This window comes from Bacteroides faecium (assembly GCF_012113595.1).
Taxonomy (GTDB): Bacteria; Bacteroidota; Bacteroidia; order Bacteroidales; family Bacteroidaceae; genus Bacteroides; species Bacteroides faecium.
On sequence record NZ_CP050831.1, the window covers coordinates 3,173,342 to 3,198,018 of the forward strand.

Annotated in this window: 20 protein-coding genes; 9 read left to right on the forward strand and 11 right to left on the reverse strand. The window is 39.0% G+C overall.

The features are described 5' to 3' along the window. Positions 1-42: 42 nt before the first annotated feature. From BacF7301_RS11250 to miaA, 11 genes are all read right to left on the reverse strand, one after another. Positions 43-282 (reverse strand): DUF5053 domain-containing protein, encoded by a 240-nt coding sequence (locus BacF7301_RS11250; RefSeq protein WP_167962822.1) that lies wholly within the window; start codon positions 280-282, stop codon positions 43-45. Beyond that, positions 239-454 carry a hypothetical protein gene (locus BacF7301_RS11255; RefSeq protein WP_167962824.1) on the reverse strand — a complete coding sequence of 72 codons (216 nt, stop codon included), beginning with the start codon at positions 452-454 and terminating at the stop codon, positions 239-241. Before BacF7301_RS11255 ends, BacF7301_RS11250 begins: the two co-directional genes overlap by 44 nt. Before the next feature lie 59 nt (positions 455-513). Continuing rightward, the gene (locus BacF7301_RS11260) at positions 514-1,149 is read right to left on the reverse strand and encodes an HAD-IA family hydrolase (protein WP_167962826.1); all 636 of its coding nucleotides are present in this window, start codon (positions 1,147-1,149) and stop codon (positions 514-516) included. 58 nt (positions 1,150-1,207) lie between these two features. Further along, the gene (locus tag BacF7301_RS11265; protein WP_167962828.1) at positions 1,208-2,092 is read right to left on the reverse strand and encodes a TraB/GumN family protein; all 885 of its coding nucleotides are present in this window, start codon (positions 2,090-2,092) and stop codon (positions 1,208-1,210) included. A 34-nt stretch (positions 2,093-2,126) separates the two neighbouring features. After that, positions 2,127-2,639 (reverse strand): C40 family peptidase, encoded by a 513-nt coding sequence (locus tag BacF7301_RS11270; protein ID WP_167967176.1) that lies wholly within the window; start codon positions 2,637-2,639, stop codon positions 2,127-2,129. A gap of 47 nt (positions 2,640-2,686) precedes the next feature. Then, positions 2,687-3,391 carry an ABC transporter ATP-binding protein gene (locus tag BacF7301_RS11275; protein ID WP_167962830.1) on the reverse strand — a complete coding sequence of 235 codons (705 nt, stop codon included), beginning with the start codon at positions 3,389-3,391 and terminating at the stop codon, positions 2,687-2,689. 35 nt (positions 3,392-3,426) lie between these two features. Beyond that, entirely contained in the window at positions 3,427-4,920 is a 1,494-nt protein-coding gene (locus tag BacF7301_RS11280; RefSeq protein ID WP_167962832.1) for a DUF5687 family protein, read from the reverse strand. Between the two features lie 23 nt (positions 4,921-4,943). After that, entirely contained in the window at positions 4,944-7,781 is a 2,838-nt protein-coding gene (locus tag BacF7301_RS11285; protein ID WP_167962834.1) for a M16 family metallopeptidase, read from the reverse strand. Between the two features lie 81 nt (positions 7,782-7,862). Beyond that, a complete protein-coding gene (kdsA, locus tag BacF7301_RS11290) occupies positions 7,863-8,663 on the reverse strand; it encodes a 3-deoxy-8-phosphooctulonate synthase (protein ID WP_167962836.1) in 801 nt (266 codons plus the stop codon). A 119-nt stretch (positions 8,664-8,782) separates the two neighbouring features. Beyond that, positions 8,783-9,709 (reverse strand): diacylglycerol/lipid kinase family protein, encoded by a 927-nt coding sequence (locus BacF7301_RS11295; protein WP_167962838.1) that lies wholly within the window; start codon positions 9,707-9,709, stop codon positions 8,783-8,785. A 57-nt stretch (positions 9,710-9,766) separates the two neighbouring features. Further along, positions 9,767-10,687 carry a tRNA (adenosine(37)-N6)-dimethylallyltransferase MiaA gene (miaA, locus tag BacF7301_RS11300; protein ID WP_167962840.1) on the reverse strand — a complete coding sequence of 307 codons (921 nt, stop codon included), beginning with the start codon at positions 10,685-10,687 and terminating at the stop codon, positions 9,767-9,769. A gap of 218 nt (positions 10,688-10,905) precedes the next feature. On the opposite strand from miaA, the gene BacF7301_RS11305 reads away from it, so the two are divergent. The 9 genes from BacF7301_RS11305 (at position 10,906) to BacF7301_RS11345 (ending at position 24,662) form a co-directional block, all read left to right on the forward strand. Then, the gene (locus tag BacF7301_RS11305; RefSeq protein ID WP_167962842.1) at positions 10,906-12,741 is read left to right on the forward strand and encodes a radical SAM protein; all 1,836 of its coding nucleotides are present in this window, start codon (positions 10,906-10,908) and stop codon (positions 12,739-12,741) included. Positions 12,742-12,842: 101 nt separating this feature from the next. After that, positions 12,843-13,193, forward strand: a complete 351-nt coding sequence (locus tag BacF7301_RS11310) for a hypothetical protein (RefSeq protein WP_167962844.1) — start codon at positions 12,843-12,845, stop codon at positions 13,191-13,193. 67 nt (positions 13,194-13,260) lie between these two features. Next, positions 13,261-14,652 (forward strand): retropepsin-like aspartic protease, encoded by a 1,392-nt coding sequence (locus tag BacF7301_RS11315; protein WP_167962846.1) that lies wholly within the window; start codon positions 13,261-13,263, stop codon positions 14,650-14,652. 4 nt (positions 14,653-14,656) lie between these two features. Then, complete coding sequence (locus BacF7301_RS11320; protein WP_167962848.1) at positions 14,657-16,072, forward strand: aspartyl protease family protein; 1,416 nt, start codon at positions 14,657-14,659, stop codon at positions 16,070-16,072. An 11-nt stretch (positions 16,073-16,083) separates the two neighbouring features. Then, on the forward strand, positions 16,084-17,019 hold the full coding sequence (locus BacF7301_RS11325; protein WP_167962850.1) for a glycosyltransferase family 2 protein: 936 nt from the start codon (positions 16,084-16,086) through the stop codon (positions 17,017-17,019). 12 nt (positions 17,020-17,031) lie between these two features. Beyond that, positions 17,032-19,257: a peptidase domain-containing ABC transporter gene (locus BacF7301_RS11330; RefSeq protein WP_167962852.1), complete on the forward strand. Its 2,226-nt coding sequence runs from the start codon at positions 17,032-17,034 to the stop codon at positions 19,255-19,257. Between the two features lies 1 nt (position 19,258). After that, positions 19,259-20,581, forward strand: coding sequence for an HlyD family secretion protein (locus BacF7301_RS11335; protein ID WP_167962854.1), 1,323 nt, complete (start codon positions 19,259-19,261; stop codon positions 20,579-20,581). Positions 20,582-20,878: 297 nt separating this feature from the next. Beyond that, positions 20,879-23,701: a helix-turn-helix and ligand-binding sensor domain-containing protein gene (locus BacF7301_RS25935; protein ID WP_245208442.1), complete on the forward strand. Its 2,823-nt coding sequence runs from the start codon at positions 20,879-20,881 to the stop codon at positions 23,699-23,701. A gap of 181 nt (positions 23,702-23,882) precedes the next feature. Then, the gene (locus BacF7301_RS11345) at positions 23,883-24,662 is read left to right on the forward strand and encodes a glycoside hydrolase family 16 protein (protein WP_167962856.1); all 780 of its coding nucleotides are present in this window, start codon (positions 23,883-23,885) and stop codon (positions 24,660-24,662) included. The last annotated feature ends 15 nt before the right edge of the window (positions 24,663-24,677 follow it).

Here is a 24,677-nt window from a genome sequence, read left to right on the forward strand (position 1 = left end):
TATTTTAATTTAGCGATAGGAGCAACGTAAGAGAACAGACAATTATCCGATAGAAAGTGAACCTAGTTTTTTACCAATGTCCTGTATTGCTGAATTTAATGTATCAAGTTCAGATTCTTTGAGACAGTAAATTTTTCCCCTAACAGGGCTTCCGTTAATACGCTGACTAAGCCATGATGCACTTTTCCCGAAATAGTTCTTTGCTATATATTTCAATGACACTATTTCACTGATTTCTTTAACTTGGGCTTTGATAGCGTAACATACGCTCAAGTTTTGCATCAACTATCTTAATTTCGTTTTCAATGTAGTCTAATTCTCCATTCATATATTTAGTAATGAACTCTCTTTTTTCAGAGCTATTATACTTAGCTCTAATTTCTCTAGCTTTCTCCAAACTGGCATCGTCTTTCAATGCACTCATTTCTTGCAATTCTTTCAATAGTTCTTCCATATGATTCTAATGGTGCTCTTATTGCTTTTGACCGTAAATATTCTTGTGTGAGAAAAGGGCTAAACTAACTCTCCAAGATTTTCCATAATCATCCGATGCGGATAAGCTTGAAGTTCTTCTGCGGTAGTCATCCCGTTGAGCACTCCTGCAAAATCCACTCCTGCATTCCGGGCAGTTTCCGCATCTACGGTGCTGTCTCCGATATACAACGTCTCTTGTGGTGTACTTCCCAAATGTTCCAAAGCAAACTGTACTCCTTCCGGTGAAGGTTTCGCTGCTTTTACATCTTCTCCGCCTACTATAATATCAAGAAAATCTTTTGGCAGATATTCTTCGAGGAAGCTCAATATCCGAAAGCGATATTTGGTAGAGATGATTCCAATGCGGGCACCCCGTTGCTTCAACTCTTTCAAGGTGGATAACGTGTCGGGGAAGAGACGTGTGTTTACATTCATATGAACATCGGCTTCCTTTCTGTATTCCTGTCGAAAGGCTTCAAGCTGTGCCGGGTCATTGATTCCGGTGAGAATACTGAAAGATTCTTCCAGTGTTTTGCCGATAGTGCGTTTGATAGCTTCATCGGTAACGGTTAAATACTGGTGGCGGGTGAGCACAATTCTGAAACACTTAACGATACCGCGTGACGAATCGGCTAAGGTATAGTCGAAATCGAATAAATAGGTTTTGTAATTCATTGGGGAAAACTTTTCCGCAAAAGTACTAAATACTTTTCTTATTTCACAGGTTCGACTCTTATTTCACAGGTTCTATCGTATATCCTTGCTTTTTTAGTAGATTAAGCAATCCTCTTTCGCCGGGAAGGTGCAGAGCGCCGACAGCAACAAAAGTCGGAGCAGCTTTCATGATAGCCGGTAGTTTTCCAGCCCATGCCTTGTTGCGGTTATAAATCATGGCATCTTCCTCACCGGGAGTCGCGTCGCATTGATTGCCCCTGCGCTCTTCGCTGAGTCGAAGCATTTCATTCAAGTCCTGTTTCATGTAGGCGTTGGTGAGCTTTTTCAGGCTTTCTACTTCGGTGTCGATGTTGTTGAGCGTACACATTAGCAGTTGCGCTTGCCGTTGCAAGGAATAACCGTTGAAGAGCAGGTCAAATTGGAACTCCGCGGTTTCCAGTCCGTCTACTTTTTTCCCGTTTTGGGTGGCTTGAGACTGGAAGAAGGTGTCGAGTTGTTCCTGCGGATTGAATTTGCCTATATGTTTTACATAAGCTACCACTACTACATTATTCAATAGGAATGCAGGTTTCAGTTTTGGGGCTGCGTTTAAATCTATCATCAGGTTCTCTTTGCAGAATTTGTTGGCAGTTGCGAAGTCTTCGGGCGATAGGAGTGAAGCCAGTGTGGTGTCATTGGCAATCATCATAGCCTGCTGCATCTTCTGTATGGTAGCCGGTGATTGCATTTCGGACATTTTCAGTTCGCCATATACCTGTTGGGTTTCTTTCATCGCTTTTTGAAGTCCGGCAATGCTGTCCATGATGCTGAACGGAGCCAGATGGTGCGTACCTATGATATACGAAGGTTGTTCCATCCCGTTGCCGGATACTTTCCACAAAAGTTGTGCGTTTGCGCTGAATGCCACGCAGATAAATATTACTGCTCCGATAAACGACTTCATAATGCTGTATTATTTAGAGTTGATGATTTGATTGTTAACGTATTCTGCCACCGCATATCCAATGCCTGCTGTAATAATCTTCGCCTAGCCTGCTGACGATTACTCCTCTGCTTGTACTGGAATGAATAAACTTCCCGTTCTTGAGATAGATGCCTACATGGGCTACTTTCTTTTTGGAACGGTTGCTGCTGAAGAAAACCAAGTCACCTTCTTTGAGGTTACGCTTGGCTATCTTATTGCTTTTGTCTTTCAGCTCTTCCGAGTTTCGCGGCACTTGGGTACGATATACTTTCCGGTATATCTGATAGACCATGCCCGAACAGTCGGTTCCCCTTTTCGAGTCTCCGCCGCCACGGTAAGGAGTGCCTATCCAGTCGGCTGCTTCCAGATAGAGTTTATGATTGTCCTCAAGATTGATGTCTACACCCAATAGGAGAGAAGCCCGCGCCAATGCCTGATAGTCCAGACGGGGAGCGGACGTGCGACAGGAACTGAGGATGGCGGCCAATCCTGCCAATATGAAAAATAGTTTGAAGTTAACTTTCATCATTTGTCTTCAATCGTAAATCGTAAATTGTCAAATCGTAAATCCCCTTACTCTTCTACATTGAAATAGGCTTCCAGTTCTGTCTCTGCTGAATTATCCTCATTGATAATGTCACGGATGATAATTCCGTATTCCAACAGAGCAATTCGCGGACATACATCTACCGTATGATTCAGGTTATGACTGGAAATGATAACCGTTGCCTGATGTTCTTCATTATACTTTTTGAGCAGATGCTTAATGATAGATTGCGAACTTGGGTCGAGGAAATTGAAAGGTTCGTCCAATATCAATAATTGCGGATAATGAAGCATGGCAGAGATGATGCCTATTTTTTGCTTGTTACCCGCAGAGTAGTTGCGGATTAGCTTCTTGTTTCCGATAACTTCCCCGTTCATGAAACGTTCGAAAGGAACGAGACGTTCGTCTACTTCTTCTTTCTTCAATCCGTACATCTTTCCGATGAAATAGAAATATTCTTCCGGGGTAAGATAATCAATCAGAAAACCATCGTCAATAAAAGCACCGGTAAATGCTTTCCAGTCCTCGCTTTGGCTTACGTCGATGTCGTTGATAATCACTTTTCCATCGTCCGCTTTCAGCAAGTCCAGCATCAATCGGAAGAGAGTCGTTTTACCCGCACCGTTGTTTCCCACCAATCCGAGCATATCGCCTTGATTGATTTCGTAGTGTTCTATGTCTACGGCAACTTTCTCACCGAAATTCTTTTTAAGTTTGTCAATGGTAATCATGATTTTCAATGTTTATATAGTTAATGCCCGTGAGCCTATTGGCGGCTGTCTCTGAAACCTTCCATGTTATCATATCTGCGTTTCATGAAGCGATGATATACATTCTTTATCCATAAAGGAGAGGTCAGGGTAAATCCCAGTCCAATCACCAACAGGATAATATAGGTAATTGTTTCACCTAACAATGCATTCAGCGCACTGAATAAAATTAACGGCACACCGAAAGCTCCGAAGTTTACGAGCATTTGTATCGCGCTGTTGGTTTGTCGGCTTGTCACTTTTTCGTTCAGGGGGATGGTCTGCTTGTTGTAGACTGCCAGTTGGAAGAAACAGAAATAGATAAAGCCGATGGTATAGAAAAACCAGGCGAAAGCACCTAGCAGGGTGAGCTTGTTCATGATGATGGCGGGAATCATTAATATGAAAGGTATGATTTCGCCGATGCTGTATGTATAATATTTTGCTTTCAGCAGGCTCATTATTGACTCTTTGCGGGACATCAGTCCGTCAATGTAATTGCCTTCGAACGACATTAGCTGCGAAAGGATAATCATTCCGAATGCGGCAAAGTTATAAACACAGATAAAGGAAGTCATGAAGTTTCCGTCGTAGACACTTGAGAAGCTGAGGGCGATGGAGAAAGCCAGGACTACGAAACCTATACTGCGTAGCGAACCTTTGCAACGACGGTTGCGTAAAAGCATTTTCAGTTCCAGTCTCATGTATTCGCCAACTTCTCCGTAGCGTTCGAAGAATTTGTATTCAGAGACATGTTTGATTTGGCTGTCATCTACTTTTGCTAACTCTGCATAGATAAGCCCGGACATAATCTTGCGGTTAATCAGCCATAAAATGACGATGACAAGTATAGTGCCGAGAAAATAAAGAATGTTTCCCTGGATATATCCGTCGCCCAAATCCATAAAGAAATAGAAGAGCGGGCTATCTTTGGGAATAAAAAGAAGGCAGCCTATTCCACCGTAGAAGGCGATGGGCAATAGAAGCCACCAAATACGTTCATTGATAAGTGTGCGGCACAATAAGTACCAGTAATTGTTAGCAAGAATCAGCAGCAAGATACCGATAAGATAGGTGATAACACCGAGGATACCAAAGTACTTGGTAATGGTAATGATGGAAAAAGGGACAAAGAGAAACAACCAGAACAGGTTGAACAGGCTAAGTCCGGAGCGGATAAGCAGGAAGTCGATGACACGATTCCGTTTAACCGGCAGCAAGAGGTAAGGTTTTACCTCTTGCGTCGGTGTTTTTTGTAACGGAACACGCATCAGGAAGTCGAGTGCCAGGATAAATATCAGGACAACTGCGTTCATTACATGATATGGTTCCCGGTTGGGAACCATATCTGAAAATCCGAACGCGAACGTCGTACCGAAGAATATCAGGTAACCAGCCCAAAATGCGCCCATGACATAACCGAGTATTTTAGCTACTTTGTTCTTTTCATACATCGGATGCCGTTTGGCGGCGAGCCTTCCATGTTTGCGTAGTTCGTTGAGTATCATCATTCTGTTGATATACTAGAGGAATATTATTTGCTTTCTTCCGGCATGGTCATAATGACTTGAACTTCGTTGTTCTGTTTCAGCAGCTTGGCAAGGAAATCCTGGACTTCTTTGGCTGTGATGCTGTTGACCAACTTTTCATAGTCTTTTGTATTGTCGATACCGGTGTAGAAGAATTCGTCCAGATTATTGAGCCAGTAGCCGTTTTCTTTCTGAGCGTCTTTGTACTTCTTCAACATATATTCTTTAATCTTCTGCATGTGTTCGGCAGACGGGCCTTCTTTAGCCATCTTGTTCAACTGTTCCACCACAACGGCAGACAATTTTTCTGTCTTGGCAGGGTCAGTCTGGAATACAATCTGAAGAGCAAGTTCTTCTTTCGGATATTTGCTAAGACTTCCGCTACAGTTTACGCCATATGTACCACCTTCTTTTTCACGGATTTCTGCAGTGTAAACCATGTCTAAAGCCTGGTCGAGGAAGCTGAGCAGGATGTTGTTGCGCAAGTCATATTTGCAAGTGCCGCTGTAAAGGAACATGATGGTAGCCATCGGAGTTTCCTGTTTCTTGGCAAATTCATTCTTGTATTGTCCTTTGCGGATATCCATCTTGTTATCCTTGAAAGTCTCTTTACGGTTGATAGACGGTAGAGCGCCCAAGTATTTGGCAATCATCGGCTTCATCTGTTCCAGATTCACGTTTCCTACCAGGTAGAAAGTAAAGTCGCTTGCATCTTTGAAACGGTCTTTGTACATTTCAATGATACGGTCGTAGTTGATTTGGTCTACCATGTTTTCTCTCATCTTGATAGCACGCGGGTGGTTGCCGTACAAAGCACGTGTCACTGTATCGCTGAATGCAGTCATCGGGTTGGCATCCGCATTTTGAAGTTGCGCTTTCAAGCGGTTCTTGTAAGATTCGAATGCTTCGTTGTCCTTGCGCGGAGAAGTGAATGTCAGGTAAGTAAGTTGCATCATTGTTTCGAAATCTTTCGGAGAACAGCTACCGGAAATACTTTCGGTTGTATTGCCGATGCCTGAACCTACAGACGCACGTTTACCGGCAAGAGCCTTGCCCAGGTCTACTTTGCTGAAATTACCGATTCCACCTACCAGTGCTACACCGTTCAACTGGGAGATGTCAATGATTTCTTCGTTCGGGAATAGACTTGTACCACCGAAGCTTACACCTTTCATTATAATCTGGTCTGCTTTGAAATCTGTCGGCTTCACATATACCTTCACTCCGTTGGAAAGTACCAGTTTCGTACTGCCGTAGATGTCTCCTGCTTTTTCGGATACAATTTTTCCACCTTTGATGTCTTCGGAGATAAGCGGTTCGTTAGAAACCTTGTCTTCATACGGTTTCAGGTCGAATGACTTCATCTCTTTCAGCAGGGCTGCTATTTCTTCCTTGGTAGGATATTTCACGCCTTCTTTTTCGGGGCCGGCAAGCAGAACCACTTGATTGTTGTCTGTGATTAACTGTTGCATAAGCTGGTTGATTGCATTTACCGGAATGTTCGGCGCCATCTGATTGACAAGCATATATTCGAATTCGATGCCCGGAATCGGCTCTTTGTCAAGGAAGTTATTCACGTATTCGTCAACGTATGCGCCGCTCTTTGTCTTTTCACGTTCGTTGTAAGCAGATTCTACAGCTTGTATATAGTTGGCACGTGCGCGGTCATATTCTGTGGCAGTGAATCCGAAGCGGCGTGCGCGTTCAGCTTCTTCCAATACGGTTTTCATTGCCAGGTCGATGCCGTCTATTTTACTGCCTGCACTCAGGCTGAATGCTTCTTTGGTCTTGGCTAAGAAGAACTCACCGTATCCTACACCTGCACTGGTGAAAGGCGGGTTGGCTGTCTGGCGAAGTTCGTTCAGACGGTTGTTCAGCATATTCATAGCCATGCTAAGCATGTATTGGGTAGCATAATAGGCGATGGTATTCTTCATGGAATCCGGCGTAGCGTCTTGCTTGAAGAAGATGTTGACAGAAGGATTCTTCACCTCTTTGTCGGTACCGATATAGATAAGCGGTTCCTGATTGTCAGCTACCGGATAGTAGATGCGTTCGGCAGGATTCACCGGAGCTTTCACGTCGGCGAAAACCTTTTTCAGTTTCGCTTCTATCTCGTCAACGTTGATGTCGCCGACAATGATAATTCCTTGCAGGTCTGTGCGATACCATTTCGCGTAGTAATCGCGGATGTCCTGATAAGGGAAGTTGTTGATGACGTCGATGCTTCCGATAGGCATACAGTCGGAATATTTGGAGTTGGGGTACAGGGTGGGCTGCGCGTCTGTCATGATGCGGAGCATACCGCTGTTGCGGCTTCTCCATTCTTCGCGGATGACACCACGTTCTTTGTCGATTTCTTTGTCGGCAAGGTTGATGGCATTCGACCAGTCGTGAAGGATAAGCAGGCAGGAGTCTACGACGTTGACATTCTCTGTCGGTACGTTGCTGATATTATAGACAGTTTGTTCGACGCCGGTATATGCATTCAGGTTCGTTCCGAACTTGATACCTTTGGTTTCACACCAGGGCACGATACCCAGTCCGGTATCGTCGCCCGGGAAATTCTTTGTTCCGTTGAAAGCCATGTGCTCCAGGAAGTGAGCCAGACCGCGTTGCTGCGGTTCTTCGAGGATAGAACCTACTTTCTGGGCGATGTAGAATTCTACCCGTTTCTCCGGGAGTGCGTTGTGTCGGATGTAATAAGTAAGCCCGTTGTCCAGTTTGCCGATACGGACATTCTTGTCCACGGGCAATTGTTGCATGGGTTGTGCAAGGACGGACTGGAAATTGCAGCATATGATAAGGACTGCAATAAATAATCCACGTAATAAATGTTTCATGTTCTATTTAATTTAAATAAATGTTTCTGAGTAATTTGTCGTTGTTTTTGGTTGCAAATCACAAATAGACAGGAAAAAACGTTATTTTATAGCTTCACGTATGCGTACTAACTTAGTAAGCAGGTCTTCCAATAGGTCTAATTTGAGCATATTGGCACCATCGCTCTTAGCTACGGCAGGATTTTCATGTGTCTCGATGAAGATTCCGTCAACGCCTACGGCTATACCTGCCTTGGCTACAGTTTCTATCAGTTGAGGCATTCCGCCGGTCACTCCGCTGGTTTGGTTGGGTTGCTGTAATGAATGGGTGACGTCCAAAATAACGGGATAGCCGAATGTCTGCATTTCGGGGATACCGCGGTAGTCGACTACCAAATCCTGATAACCGAAAGTCGTTCCGCGTTCGGTCAGCATCACCTGTTTATTTCCGGCTTCCACCACTTTGTCGGCAGCAAACTGCATCGCCAGCGGGGAGAGGAATTGTCCTTTCTTGATATTAATCGTCTTTCCGGTCTTGGCGGCGGCAACCAATAAATCTGTTTGGCGGCAAAGGAAAGCCGGAATCTGAAGAATATCCACATATTCGGCTGCCATTTCAGCTTCTTCCGCACTGTGAATATCGGATACGGTAGGAACTCCGAAGGTATCGCGTACCTTTTGCAGTACTTTCAGTGCTTTCTCATCGCCGATACCTGTAAACGAATCCAGGCGCGAACGGTTTGCTTTGCGGTAAGACCCTTTGAATACATAAGGAATCTGTAATGCTTCGGTGATTTTCACCACTCGTTCGGCAATGCGCATTGCCATCTCTTCGCCTTCTATCACACATGGGCCGGCCAACAGAAAGAAGTTATCGGCAGGATTGTTTTTAAGTTCTATCATTTTTTGATACTATTATAAGTTTATTTCTTAGGCACGGATTACGCGGATAGATTACACAGTTCTTGCAGATTCTGATTTACAGGAAACCGTGCAATCCGCGTAATCCGTGCCTGGATTTATTAATTCGGAATAATAAGTGTCGTCTTTTCAGGAAGTATTCCCACCTCTAAAGGAAAATGCTTAGGCAATAAACGTCCGTCCAAATCCACAGACGCGTTTTGTGCCCGGAGTACTTTCACTTTTTTCGTCCGGTAGCTTTTCACTACTTTGTGGTTTAGGATTCTTCCTTGAATCAACATCCACAGACCGGAGATGATTTGAAGAAATTCGGGGCGGTAGATTACGGATACGTCGAGCCATCCGTTGTAAGGAACGGCACTCGGAGTCTGTCCCCAGCCCCAGGCACTGCCCACGCATACCGTCATGATACGTCCGCGGATATGTTCGTCATTGATTCGTAGGTGCATCCTGTATAGTTTCCGCTCGAATATAAGTGAGAACAGGGCGGCAACATACGACAGGAATTTCACTCCCCAAAAACGTTTGGTCTGATCGGTGATTTTCACGATTCGCGCACCCAGTCCGATATTGACGGCATTGAGGAAGTAACGACGTTGATGCTCTTTTCCATCATAGAAATTGCAGTATCCTACGTCTATCTTCTTCAACCGATGGTTGATGATACAGTCTACCGCGGGTTTATATTCAGTGCTGAGTCCCCAATACCTGGCGAAGTCGTTCCCGATGCCGTTTGGGATAAAACCGAGAGCGATATCATTTTTGTCTTCGGCATCGGATAGCATAATACCGTTGATGGCATCGTTCAAAGCCCCATCACCACCCACAACGACAATCGTGCGATAGCCATTGTTTGCTAAAATCTTGGCGAGACGTTCTACTGAACCGAAACCTTCGGATTGCACATAGTCATAGTCAACACCTTTGCTGTCCATGTACTCCTTGATTTCTTTCCAGCGCTTCTTTACCTTTCGGGTACCGGCTTTCGGGTTATAAATCACACCCCATTTCTTCGGTTCTACACTCATATCCGTATTTCTATCCTACTGTATTAAAAATCTCACTATAAATTACTGACAAAGATACTAATTCCCTTCCAGTTTTTCTTTTACAAAGGCTATCTTTTCTTCCATTGGCAGTTCGGCACTCACCCAATGGATGGTAAATCCTCTTCTTTCCATACCGCGAAACCAGGTCATTTGCCGTTTGGCAAACTGATGAATCGCTATTTCCAAACCGCTGAACATCTCTTCATAAGTCAATTTTCCTATGACATAAAGAGTCAGATATTTGTATTCCAGTCCGTAGTATATCAAATCATCCGGCGCGATGCCTTGTTCGATTAATCGCCGTACTTCATCCACCATGCCTTCATCCAAGCGTTGCTTCAGCCGCCGGGTAATCTTTTCACGACGCAATTCCCGGTCAATATCCACACCGATAATAAGGCTGTTCAACTCCGGAAATTCCCGTTGGGGCACCGGATTGGCAGCATAATATTCCTCAATCTCTATGGCACGGATAGCACGTTTCACGGTATCTACGTCAGTAGAGTTGTGTAAGGCTTTATATTGACTCAATATTTCCGTCAATTCTTCGAGCGAATGATTCGCCAAACGAGCCCGTAATTCCGGATTCTCCGGTACAGGCATGAGCTTGTATCCTTTCAGAACGGATTCAAGATACATACCTGTCCCTCCACATAAAACGGGGAGACAGCCTTTTTGTTTGATTGATTCGTAAGGAATCAGGAAATCACGCTGATATTCAAATACATTGTATTTATATCCGGGCTCGGCAATATCAATCAGATGATAAGGGATTGTGCGCCCGTTTACCGTATAATCAGCCAGGTCTTTTCCTGTGCCGAGATCCATTCCCTTGTATATCTGACGGGAATCGGCACTGATAATTTCCGTGTTGAGTTCATAGGCCAATGCAGCGGCAAAGGGAGTTTTACCCGAGGCTGTGGGCCCGAGTATGGCGATTAAATCATAGTCCGGCATAGCTTCATTCTTTTATATCTGCAAAATTACGAAATAAATTTTACTTGTTTGGGATTCGGCTGCTTTTTTTGCTTGAGATGCGACATTAATATCTTCATGAAAAGTAGTGTTGTGTTAAATGTTGTTGAATTTTTTTTCGTGGATGTGGGGATGAGATTAGGTGTGGTGTATTTAGTATCAAAGGCATAATTATTTGCTTAATTTAAAATCACATGCAAATGAAAACACACATTGTAGTTATAAATCAGATACCACCGGGGAATGCTAATATAGTTCTTCCTGCACCTTCTATCTTGAAAAACTATCTGGGATGTCATCATTTGACGGCTAATGTCATTGATTGGAATTCCAGATTAGCAGAATTGCAGAATTTGTTTGTATGGGGGAACACTTCAAATACAGGAAATGATGATAATAGCCTGCTTCTGTTTTATAACTATCTCGCATGGAAATATAAGGATGAAAAGGCGGTCGTTAATATAAAAGCGAGGCTAATGAGCCTTAAGCCCAACCATGCAACTTCTGAAGTTGCTTTTTACAACAAGCATATGAAAGTTTTGGCGCAGAAGTTAGAAGAAGCGATATCTGATTATCTTACAGAAATATATTCAGATGAAATAGTCTGTTTTTTCTTTTTTATTGATAGCCAATATAAATGGATATGTGCCTCTATTATTGCTGAAAGGATAAAACAGCAGTATCCTGAAAGTGTCATAGTAGTGGGAGGTCTGGAATACAAAAATCAGGCTGTAGAATATCTTCGAATGTTTAGCCAATTTGATTTCGCTATATGGGGAGATACTGAAAAAGCAATGGTGGACTTATGCAAAAAACTGACAGAGGAAAATAAGGCATGCTGTGACATACCACAACTTGCGTTCCGCCATGAAAATAAAGTGATCACTTCTTCTTGCAAAGAAAAGTGTTGCCTTTCTCTTGCAGAACAGTCATTAAGACCCGATTTTTCGGATTTAATCGAACAGGTTCAAAGCAATGATATAGCAGTTTCTCCTTGTGTATCTGTGTTAGGTCTTGAAGTGAATAGGCAGAGTAGATACAAGCCTGTGCGAACAATAATTGATGAAATAATATATTTTATCATTGAATATCATGCCACCGCTTTCCACTTCACCGCATATGAATTGACAGATAATAATTGCTCGCACTTTTATGAACTTCTTGATGCGCTTATTCTGGTCAAGGAACAATATCCGGATTTTAGTATCAGTCTTTTCCCGGTCGTAACACGAACAATTACTCCTGCTGCTTTACGCAAAATGATGATGGCAGGTTTTTATTCCATACAGATAGAGTATGTTTCCGGTAGTGAAAATCTATTAAATAAGTATGAAGCTAAAAGCACATTTGCCGATAATCTTCTGCTTGTCAAGTTTACTTCATTATATAATATCACTTTGACTGAAACGGATGTGATAATCGGTATTCCCGGGGAAGCGGATGAAGATATCCTACAAGCTATTTCTAATTTATATTATTTGCGTTTCTTTTTCAAGGGTGGGCAATTACGCCACCAATTACGAAAGATGGAAGCAATGCGTCATGATAAATTCTATAAACAAGTGAAAGCGGATAAAATGAATTGGGATATTTATCCTTCTTTTAAAAGATTTCTTCCTTCCGATTATCTACGTTCGGCAGGTAAAGATGGAAATATTCTGAATCTTATGCCTATTCGCTCAAATCCTCTTTGGGATGACTTTAAGCAAGCAGAATCATATTTTATACAAAATAGATTCGAATATAAGATATATAGAAAAGCTAATCATACTATACTTTATAAAGAGCTATTTAACAATAATGTGATTAATGAGTTTGAATTGGACGAAATGGATTGGTTCATACTTGAAAGTGCAAATAGACAAGTTATTGGTATAGAATTTCTTTTGAAAGAAATTAAAGACAAGATAAAAAAAGAGTTTATGGAGATTGAGATAATCAATACGCTTGAAAATCTCCGATTTGAAAAACTCCTTTATTTATCAGATGATTATAATGAGATAGTTAGTGTAATTAATACAGAATTAGTTGTATAGCAATTCGTATTTACAGAAAGGAGGTGGAAACTAATATGCAGCAACTATTATTAATTAAGAACACGACTCAAATAGTATTTAATAATTAAATTCGTAGAATTATGAAAACACTTAGAAAAGTATCTTTTGAAAATTTTGAAAGATTGACAGTTGTTGAAGCGTCTCAGTTGTATGGTGGAACAGGTGACAACCCGCCGACAACTCCGATGCCGACAGATTCGATACCGGTAAATAAGAATGATTCGATAGGGTCAACACCTGTAATTCCGAAGAAAACTCCTCAACACACAATTTCAGGTGGAATTAAATCAGAGCCGAACAAATCCACGACTTTTAATATGTCCTATACTGTGAAAAATGGTAAATGGACATACGGTGGAACAGCGAGTTATAATACAAAGACAGGATGGACCGGTAATGTAACGGGAAGTTATACTTTCGGGGGTAAATAGTAATAACTATTAATTAAAATCATAGAATAGGCATTTATGCCTATTCTATGATAAGTACTTTATAACTATGAAACACTGGGAAATTTCCTTATTTGGATACATAATCCTAATCATTAATTCAATCAGTATGCTTGGACAAGAGAATAAATCACTTGAACTTGTTAAATTGCTGAATGATGGTGAATTTTACAAATCAAGACAATTGTACAGTCTGCTATGCGATACGATAAGTCCTGATATAGATTTATATTATAAATTTCGAATGGCAACATTTATTAATAAGAAAGACAGCGCTCAAATATATTTGGAAAAGATATTCAGTGAATATCCTGACTTATTTGGGGATGAAACAATTAATATGTATGGGGTATTATTTGATACTTATATCTATTTTCGAAACATGGAAAGAGGATTATTTATCTATGAGCATATAAAACAACATTTGAAACAAAATCCATATAAAATACCTCAAGACGAATTGTTGGAATGGAGTGATGATAATGAATATCGACTATCCCAATTAAAATCCGCAATTAAGCAGCCTCCAATCAGAATAAAAAGAAAAAAAACAGATGAAACTATCAGATTAATAAACAAACTAAAACTTCAAGTATGGGCTCATTTTAACAATTCTCCATGCAGAATAATTTTTGATACAGGATTACAAAGTTTTTGTGTCATGAGTAAAAGCATGGCTGAACATATAGGAGTAAAGTGCGATACTTCTGGAATAAGCAGCGGGAACATAAATGAGCATATTCCAATAAATAAAGCTATAGTAGATTCTATTGAAATAGGTAATGTTACATTATATAATATACCTGTTGAAGTCTATGAACCAGATACATTGCCTTATTTATCAGATTCTTTGAGCGTTGATTCTGAAACAAAGGAGTCTATGAACTACTCTTATTCAGGCTTTGTAACTTCAATTATTGTCGGATTACCATTAATGCAATGGATTGGAAAATTCTTGATCGATAACGAAAATATGGAATTAAACTTCCCAGTCTCTGATAAATATAAATCTTGTTCGAAAGAGCCAAATCTTTTTGTGTATAATGAAAACTTATATACTCATTTAAAATTAAATGAAAAAGACTTTATTGGGTATTTAGATACAGGAGCCGATGAGTTTATTGCAATTGATACAGTGTTCTATGAGAAACACAAAGAGGATATAAAGATAGATGCAATTACAGCCATAATGCCTTTTAACTACGTTACATTGTCTCATGTAAGGAATAATATATCATACATGATTCCTAACAGTCCTATTTTAAGATTTGAGGATAGAGTTATAAGGATATTAACAAAGCGGTCTGTTAAGATATATCCAGTATCATCCATTGTGTCTATTAAGTTTTTCGATGGTCTCATTGGTTATCATTGTTTTAGAAGATTAGGAAAGAGGGTACTGTTGGATTTAGATAATATGCGTCTTGATGTTCAAGAATAACCGAATGAAAACACAATATATTAAGACTATGAACAATTGGAAATGCCTATATATAATATTCTTTGCTTTTGTCTTTCTTTCTGCTTACGGGCAAAATGAAAAATCACAGATGCTTCTTAACTTATTGAATGAAGGACGATATTTTGAATCAAAGGAATTGTATCAGGAGATACACAATACTCTTGATTATGATGAAGACTTATATTATAAATATCGTATGCATTTATTTATGAATCGAAAGGACAGTGTTGCCTTTTGTCTGGAACAGTTGCTTGAATACTATCCGGAATTTATAGGAAATCAAGCTATAAATATATATGCGGAATTATTTATTCTATACACCGATTTGGTTAACCGTCAACAGGGGATGCGTATTTACGAACTTATGAAAGAATATTTAGATGATAATCCATATGACATTAACGAAAGGGAACTCGGTTTATGGAGAAACTTTGTCACAGAACGCTTTGCTTATTTCAATCAAGTCATAAACGGGCCTTTAATAACTTTGAAAAGAAAAGAAATGGGGGATTCTTTAAAGATAGAAAGCGGTGAAAGGCTACGGTTCAATGCTAAGTTCAACGGAATAGTTCATAAAGCTATTTTTGATACGGGACTGGGGTGTTATTGTACTATGAGCAGAGGTTATGCTGAGAAAATGGGCATTAACTGCGATGCACATAATATGATACAGAAACCATTTAATGGTACTGATATGCAAGTATATCAGGTTATTATGGACTCTATAGAAATTGGAAATGTAATACTATACAATATACCTATTTTATTACTGGAACATGATATAAGTCAATACTTACCGGACTCAATTAAAAACGATTCGATAAAAATGGAACATTTTGATTCTGTGATGAATGATGTAGCGGGCCCAATTATAGGCTTTCCGGTAATGCAATTAATAGGAAAAGTCTTGATTGATTATGGAAACAACACAATATCTTTTCCAAGTTTGGATATTAATCATGAAACATTGAAAGAACCTAATATTTTTTTCTATGGTGGTGATATATATACTCAAATCAAACTAAATGAAAGAGGATTCATTGGTACCTTAGATACAGGATGTGATGGTTATATTACAATTGATTCTGTATTTTATGATAAAAATAAAAATGACATACCCATAGATACCATATCAGTAAAGACACCGTTTAATTTTGCCATGCTTCATCGTACATGGGTTGATATACCTTATGAAATTCCAGAAAAGCCAATAATAACTTTCAATAATAAAAATGTCTTCGTTCCTACAGAAAAAGATAATCCTATAAGAATATTCTCAATGCAGCCTATTTGGCCTATGAAAATTTTCGATGGAGTGATAGGCTATGATTTCTTTAAAAGAATAGGGAAAAAAGTTTTGCTGGATTTAGATAATATGCGTCTTGAAGCTATTGAATAAATAAAAACGATATGGATACAAAACTAACCGTGATTATTCCTTTTTTAAATGAAAAGGAAGAGGTGCGTAGCACAGTGAAAAGTTTACGCGAGAATTCTGATTTTGATTTTGAAATAATCTTGATTAATGATTGTTCAACGGATGGATATGATTATAAAAAAGTGGCGGAAGACTTTGGTACCAAGTATATTGAGCATTCCGAAAGAATGGGAGTTGCTGCCTCCCGAGATGAGGGAGTTAATAAATGCAATACGGAATTCTTTTTGTTTTTGGATGCACATATGAGGGTTTATCAAAGAGATTGGGTGGAAATATTGGTTAGAGAACTTGAAAAGGAGCGTAAGTGCCTATTTTGTGCATCCACTCTGAGCCTTGACAAAAATGGTGTGCAGAATGCTGATAATTTAGGATATGGTTCTCGTATTGATTTTCAGGATTTAAATGCTCCTTGGATGACAGATGAAGTTGACAATTCGGACGACAGAATCATAGATATTCCTTGTGTGATGGGGGCTTCTTATGCTTGTAGTAAGTCGTATTGGCTATATCTTGACGGACTTAATGGGTTGAAGTCTTATGGATTTGACGAGCAGCTTATCAGCATAAAGGTATGGTTGGATGGTGGGCGATGTCGATTGTTGAAGGATATTAAATTCGGTCACATATTTAGGGTAGCTATGCCTGTGCCATACGAAGTCCGGCCAAAAGACTTCTTGAAAAATCTATTATTTGTAACAGAACTATTTTTAGGATTTGATATGAAACTAAAAATATTACATAAATACAGAGCTGAATGCGGAGCTCAGTATGTGTCAGAAATAATAAATGAGTTAGTCGAGAATGAAGGACATTTCATTCTGGAGCGTAAACAGCATTATAATACTATATTTCCATATACTATTGAGCGTGTTATTGATATTAATAATCGTTTCATGAGTCAGGATTAACATCGAACCACAGTGAAAAAGATATTTCCTCACTACACACAACTGGATTTAATGGATTGCGGTCCGACTTGCCTGCGTATGATTGCCAAGTTTTATGGACGAAGTTTTAGTTTACAGTTCTTAAGGGAACAGTGTTTTATCACACGTTTGGGCGTATCAATGCTTGGCATCAGTGATGCAGCGGAGCATATCGGATTCCGGACAATGTATGTTCGGAGCGATTTCGATCACCTTGTAAAAGAAGCCCCTTTACCCTGTATTTTGCACTGGAATCAAAATCATTTTGTAGTATGTTATGATATAAAAAGACAAAAGAACTTCTTGTCCAATCGCTGTCAATATAAGATTAAAATAGCAGATCCAATGGGAGAAAAGTACGAAATGGATGAGGCTGAATTCAAAAGATGCTGGATTAGTACCCGCTCAAATGGCAAGGAAACCGGTACGGTATTATTGATGACTCCCACCCCTGAGTTTTATGAATATGAATTTGATGATGATAAGAAAGGTAAGGGATTTCGCTATTTTTTCAGTTATCTGATTCCTCATAAAACGCAGTTTTTTCAATTAATGATAGGAATGTTGATCGGCACTATTCTGTCTTTAATAGCCCCTTTCCTCACGCAGTCTATTGTAGATCAGGGGATAGGTAATAACGATCTTGATTTTATCACTTTGGTATTGATTGCACAAGTTATAATTTGTGTCACTTCTATGTTGGTCGGATTCATCCAATCGTGGATTTCCTTGTATGTCAATGCTCAAATCAATATTTCTCTTATCTCTGATTTCCTGAGTAAATTAATGAAACTACCTTTGAGATTTTTCGATACTAAGAATATAGGGGATATACTGCAACGTATAGGTGACCATGACAGGATTGAAGATTTTCTTACAGGTTCCTCTTTGACAACCTTGTTTTCATTAGCCAACTTTTTCATTTTTGGTGGAATTATGGCTTATTATAATATGGAAATATTGACGATCTTTCTGATTGGTAATGTCTTTTATGTTGCATGGATACTGTTGTTTATGAGATATAGGCGTAAATTGGATTATCGCAGATTTGCCCAAGCTTCTGCCGAACAAGGAAATCTATTCGGACTTATCACTTGTATGCAAGATATAAAACTCAACAACTGCGAACATCAACAACGCTGGAAATGGGAAAGAATCCAAATAAAACTGTTCAAAATTGGGGTGCAGAGTGTTACATTAGGGCAGATTCAGGCAGTAGGTTCTTTATTTTTCTCACAGATAACGTATGTCTCAATTTCCTATATTTCAGCTAAATTAGTTGTTAATGGCGAGATTACATTAGGCATGATGATGGCTATCAGTTATATTATCGGGCAATTATCCGGACCTATCGGACAATTTCTAGGATTGACACATTCACTTCAAGATGCAAAGATAAGTCTGGAACGATTGAATGAGATTCATAATAAAGAGGATGAAGATGAAAATATATCAGATAAAATGGCAGAGCTTCCGACATTGAGAAATATATGCTTTAAAAATGTGTCATTTAGTTATAGTGGTTCCGAGAGAGACTATGTACTTGATAATTTATCTTTAGAAATACCGCAAAATAAAGTAACGGCCATAGTGGGAGCAAGTGGAAGCGGCAAAACTACCATCGTGAAACTGTTACTCGGATTCTATACCATTCAGAAAGGTGAAATATCGGTAGGAGAGATTCTGCTTGATTCTATAAACCCTCATTTATGGAGGCAGAAAGTCGGAGCTGTTTTACAAGAAAGTACCCTGTTTTCAGATACTATAGCTTATAATATAGCTCCTGGAGAAGAAGAAATAGACAAAAAGAGATTGGCGTATGCGGCGCAATTGGCCAATATAAAAGATTTTATAGATTCACTTCCTTTAAAATACAATACAAAAATAGGAATGGAAGGCTCAGGGGTTAGCCAGGGACAGCGGCAACGGTTACTTATAGCAAGAGCTATATATAAGAATCCCGATTTTATGCTTCTCGACGAAGCTACCAATTCCTTAGATTCCATCAATGAAAAAACAATAATAAATAATCTCAGTCAGGTTTTTGAGAATAAAACGGTAGTTATTATTGCTCACAGATTGAGTACTGTTAAGAATGCTGATAACATCATCGTTCTTGATAAAGGAAGAATCATCGAAGAAGGAAATCATAGAGAGTTGATTGAAAAGAAGGGAGTATATTATGATTTAATTAGAAACCAATTAGAATTAGATGCTTGATATGAACAAAGAAGAGAATAATATTCAAGAGGATATAGAGCTAAGGAATGAAGAGATTAATCATATTTTTATAAAAACGCCCAATTGGATATTTCGTTGGGGATTATGTCTCATTCTATTCATTGTTGTTTTGTTCATTGCCGGTTCTATTATCTTTAAATATCCGGATACTATTTCTGCTTCGTTTATAATTACCGGAGCAAATCCCCCGGCAAGGATAAAAGCGAAACAATCGGGAAGGTTAACTAAATTATATGTAACCGATAATCAAAATGTATCAGAAAATGAATGTTTAGCTATTATCGAGAACTCTGCAAAAGAAGAAGATGTTTATTATGTTAAATCCTTTGTAGAGCATTTCCTGAAAGAAGACTCTTTATGCGTTAATCTCCCAATAAAGAAACTCGAACTAGGAGATTTGCAGACTATATACTTGTCATTCTATCAAGTATTGGTTAACTATCAACAATTTAAAGGGAATAATTATCATAATAAAAAGATTAAAGTCTTGAAAGAACGGATTCTCTATAATATGAACTACCATGATGACTTACAGAAACAGTTATCCGCCAAAAGTGAGCAATTTCTTTTGAAAAAGAAACAATTTAGAAGAGATTCATCTCTTTGTTATTCGAAAGGAGTTATTTCGGAATTTAATATGGAAGATACGAAGGTTGATTATCTTAATGCACGACTAAATCTGCTTGCTACGAATACAGATATTGACAATCTCAAGATTTCTATGACAGAGATGCAGGGTTCACTTATTGATGTAGAAAATGACTTTATTGAAAAAGAGAATTCATATGTCGAGCAGATAAAGAGTAAGGCGCTTGAACTTTTAGCGGAAATTCAAACTTGGGAAATGAATTATGTATTAAAGTCCCCTATAGTTGGGACAGTTTCGTTCAATAATTACTGGTCAGAACATCAGAATGTCATTGTAGGAGAAGATGTTTTCAATATTGTGCCTGCCAATAATAGTCAACCGATTGCGAAAGCATTCTTGCCAATTACAAGATCTGGTAAAGTGGAGGTCAATCAGAGAGTTAATTTGCATTGTGAGAATTTTCCGGACAATGAGTTCGGTGTTATAAGAGGATATGTAAAGAATATCTCGTTGTTACCCTCAGTCTCAGACAATATTACCGTCTATGTAGTTGAGATTTCCTTACCTGATAGGTTGATGACAAGTTATAAAAAGGAATTGCCTTATTATCCGGAAATGAAAGGAAAAGCAGAAATAGTCACAAAAGATTTGTCTCTTTTCCAACGTATAATGCTTCCTTTTAGAAAAATATTAGTAGAAAATATAACTGATTAAAAAAACACAGTAAGTCATTGTTTTAGACTTTTATGGTAAAATGTTTATAATTCTTTTTATCTCCAATATTGTCATACCTAAAGCTATAGCCCGAGTATGGCAATTAAATCATAATCTGGCATAGCTTCATTCTTTTATATCCGCAAAATTATGAAATAAATTTTACTTGTTTGGGATTCAGTAGCTTTTTTATCGAGATAAGCGTCCCGGAAATTTGTAGAAAAGGCAGGAATGAGTATTTTTGCCTTTGTTTAAGACAAGTCAGTGTGTAGTTCGCTGGATTTTAAATCTAATCGTATGATAAGAATTTACTTGCTATTCTTTTTATTTTTTTGGTGTGCAAATTTATACCCGAACTCTATAAATGAGATAATCAGCAAGCCCGTTCGCTTTTATGCTCCTTCTGAATATAAAAGCGATGCGCAGGTGTGGAGTATATCTAAAGGAGAGTATGATGATGTATATTTTGCGACTAATGAAGGCATTGTGCTTTATGACGGAGTACGGTGGGAGAGATATGTCACTCCGAATGAATGTATTATGCGGAGCGTCTTTTATGATGAAGAAAACAAAGTAGCGTATAGTGGCGGTGTGAATGAATTCGGATATTGGAAATATGATGAATACGGAAATTTGCAATACACTCTTTTATATGAGAATTCTCCAAGTGCGCCAACTCAGGAGTTTTGGAAAATAGCCAAAGTGCCGGGAAGTCACTTGGTTTATTTTGAGTCTCCCTTGTCGCTTTTAGTGTATGACACACAAACTGGTAAAACAACACCCTTGGCAGATGATGGGATGAGGTTTCATTTCCTGTTTATTGTTGGTGATGACGTGTATGTACAACAGAGTAATTATCTTTATCGACTGGATGGATATGAGAAACGGGTAGTAACAGATCAGCTCGAAAACTTCTATTCGGTTTATATGGCTTTAAACGGTAACGGCAAGCTTCGTCTTTTCAGCTCGGAAAAAGGTTCGTTATTATTGGATGAAAAAGGGAATATTGAAAAACGCATACCTTACGAAACAGATATGCGAATTACTTCCATGTGCCGTTTGGGAGATGATTATTTGGTCGGTACCGGCAATACCGGCTTTTACAGAATGGATGAAGAAGGAACTGTTCTTTCAAGGGTAGGAGAGCAAATGGGATTGAAGAATACGGTGTTAAGTGTCGGAGTAAATAATAAAGGGGATATATGGCTGGGATTGAATGGCGGAATTATGATGATTGAGGAAAGTGTCAGGGAAGAATCTTTGTTGCTTGATCCCAAAGAAAATATCGGCTACGTCTATTGTGCGGTCAATCAAAAGGAACAGTTGTATGTCGGCACTAATAAAGGGCTCTTTCGTGTAAACAAAGCGGATAAGCAAGTCAACTTTGTATTAGTCCCTGAATCCAAAGGACAGGTTTGGAATCTATATAATATAGGTGATGAAGTGATTGTTGCTCATAATAAAGGATTGTTCAGCGTATTTAATGGCACGTTCCGCGAAATAAAACATAGTGGAGTCTATGTATTGGTTCCGGTTCCTTCCCGTCCCGGATATTACATTAGTGGGAATTATGTAGGTCTGTCTTTGTATGAAATGAAGGATGGTAAACTGATGTTTCGTAACAACATATCCGGTTACGGGGATTTAGTGCAGAACTGTGCGTTTGATAAAGATGGAAACTTGTGGATTACTCATTCGAGGAGAGAATATATGCGACTTCGTTTTAATGATGATTATACCTCTGTTGTTGAGTCTGAAACATACACTGTGCCTACAACAGTATCTAAACGTGCTTTTTTAGTAAAGGTGGGCAATGGTCTTATCTTTATGAATAACGAAGGAGGTGTCTATAAATATAATGAGTTGAATAATACACTTCAACCCGATGAATATTATGCTACTTTGCTGGAAGCAATAAACCGGAATATATTGAAAGTTCAGGCTTTTGATGACAGGTTTTGGCAAATCAATGAAGATGGCGTCTGTCTCTTACAGAAAAACTATAATAAAGTAATGGTGAATGCCGGACTTTTTGCACGTATGAAAGATAAATTCATCCCCAAAGGATTCCGTAAGGTTATTCAGCTACAAGATAGTATCTATGCCATTGGACTGGAGAATGGGTTGGGAATCATGAATATTGCCGCATTGAATGGGCAGTCGCCTATGAAACAGCCACGTATAAGGAAAGCGGAAATTGTAGGAGAATCGGAAAATCGACTTTTAAGTTTGAAGGAGGGTAATCTTTTCATTCCTGCACATATTAATATGGTACGGTTGTGGCTCACTTCTTTGAATAGAGGTCAGCAAGTGGAATATCGTATCGTAGAACGTGGCGACAAATGGGAAACCTCTTCTGTTGGTTACGTGCAGTTGTCTTATCTTCATTCGGGAGACTTTACCTTAGAGATAAGGAGTAGTAACGGATATGGTATTTATTCGGATACCAATCAAATCATGTTGCATATAGCATCACCGTGGTATGCCACTACTTATGCTTATCTGTTTTATGGCTTGTTGGTTATCGCTATTGTATTCCTTATATATAGAGTAATACTCATTCAAACAAGAAAAAAAGAAGAGAAGATTCGCTTGAATGAGAAAAGAAAGCGGAAAGAGGAAATGGAACGTTATCAGTTGAGTTGTCTTCAGGAAGAATTAGGTAATAAGAATAGTAAATTAATGAGCATCACAATGCTAGGCGTACAGAATAATACCTTCCTTAAAAAGATAAAAGATGCCATATTAGAGATAGATACAAGTCAGTCTCCTGCTACCAGACAACAGGTACAGCGTTTGGTGAAAGATATTGAGCGGCAGTTGAACGACCAAAGTGGATGGGATAACTTTGCCGAGCATTTTAATAATACCTGCAATGGCTTCTTTGATCGTCTGATAGAGAAACATCCTAAATTGACTAATAGTGATTTAAGGTTATGTGCCTATATTCGCTTGAATTTAAGTACGAAAGAAATAGCATCTTTGATGAATGTATCTTCTTCTTCCGTAGAAATGGCTAAATATCGTTTAAGAAAAAAACTGGAATTGGACGAATCTGTCGCTTTACCTTATTATTTGACGGAAGTTATCGCCACATTAAAATCGTTCGTTAATAATTGATTTGTAGGGGGAATGCTTTTGATTATATTATTGAATTATAGTGCTTTATAAATTAGCTGTCAAGGAATTGTAGGGGGGTGACAATTTACTTTTTTTAGGTTGTATAGTGTTTGTAGGGCTTTGATTTTTGGGAAGTGAAAGGGACGCTCCTATATTTGCACCAACCAAAAAAAGTAATAGTATGAAAAAACTTCTTTTTAGTGCAGTTTGCCTGTCGTTATTTCAAATCACCTCTCTTTATAGTCAGCAACGGCTGATATGGAGTGACGAATTTAACTCCAAACAATTGGATGAAAGTAATTGGACTATGGCATTGGGGCACGGTTCACAAAATGACGGATGGGGAAATAAGGAACTTCAGAATTACACCTCAGATAATATTTCTTTTAAAAAAGGAAAACTGGTCATTACTGCCAGGAAAGTAGGTGAGAGCAAGAAAAGAGGAGATTATACCTCTTCCCGCATTTCAACTAAGAATAAACAAACTTTCTTGTATGGACGTATCGAGGCCCGCATGAAACTGGCTACAGGCAAGGGAGTATGGCCTGCTTTTTGGATGCTCGGGTCGGAAGGCGGCTGGCCGGATGGTGGTGAAATAGATATTATGGAATATGTAGGTTATCAGCCGGGAGTATCACATTCGGCTCTGCATACACGCTCCAGTCATGGCGGTACGATTAATAAAAAACATGTGGAAGTGAAAGATTTGGAGAAAGGGTTTCATATTTATGGTATCAATTGGGATAAAGACAAGATTGAGTTTTATATTGATGACCCTGAAAAACCTTTCTATGTGTATGCTCCGGAAACGAAAACATCAAAGAACTGGCCCTTTGACAAGCCACATTATATTTTATTCAACTTGGCAGTAGGTGGTGTTTGGGGTGGAAAAATGGGAATAGACAATTCTATCTTTCCACAAGACTTTGTCATTGACTGGGTACGTGTATATTCTAATTAATTAAAAACGTACTGG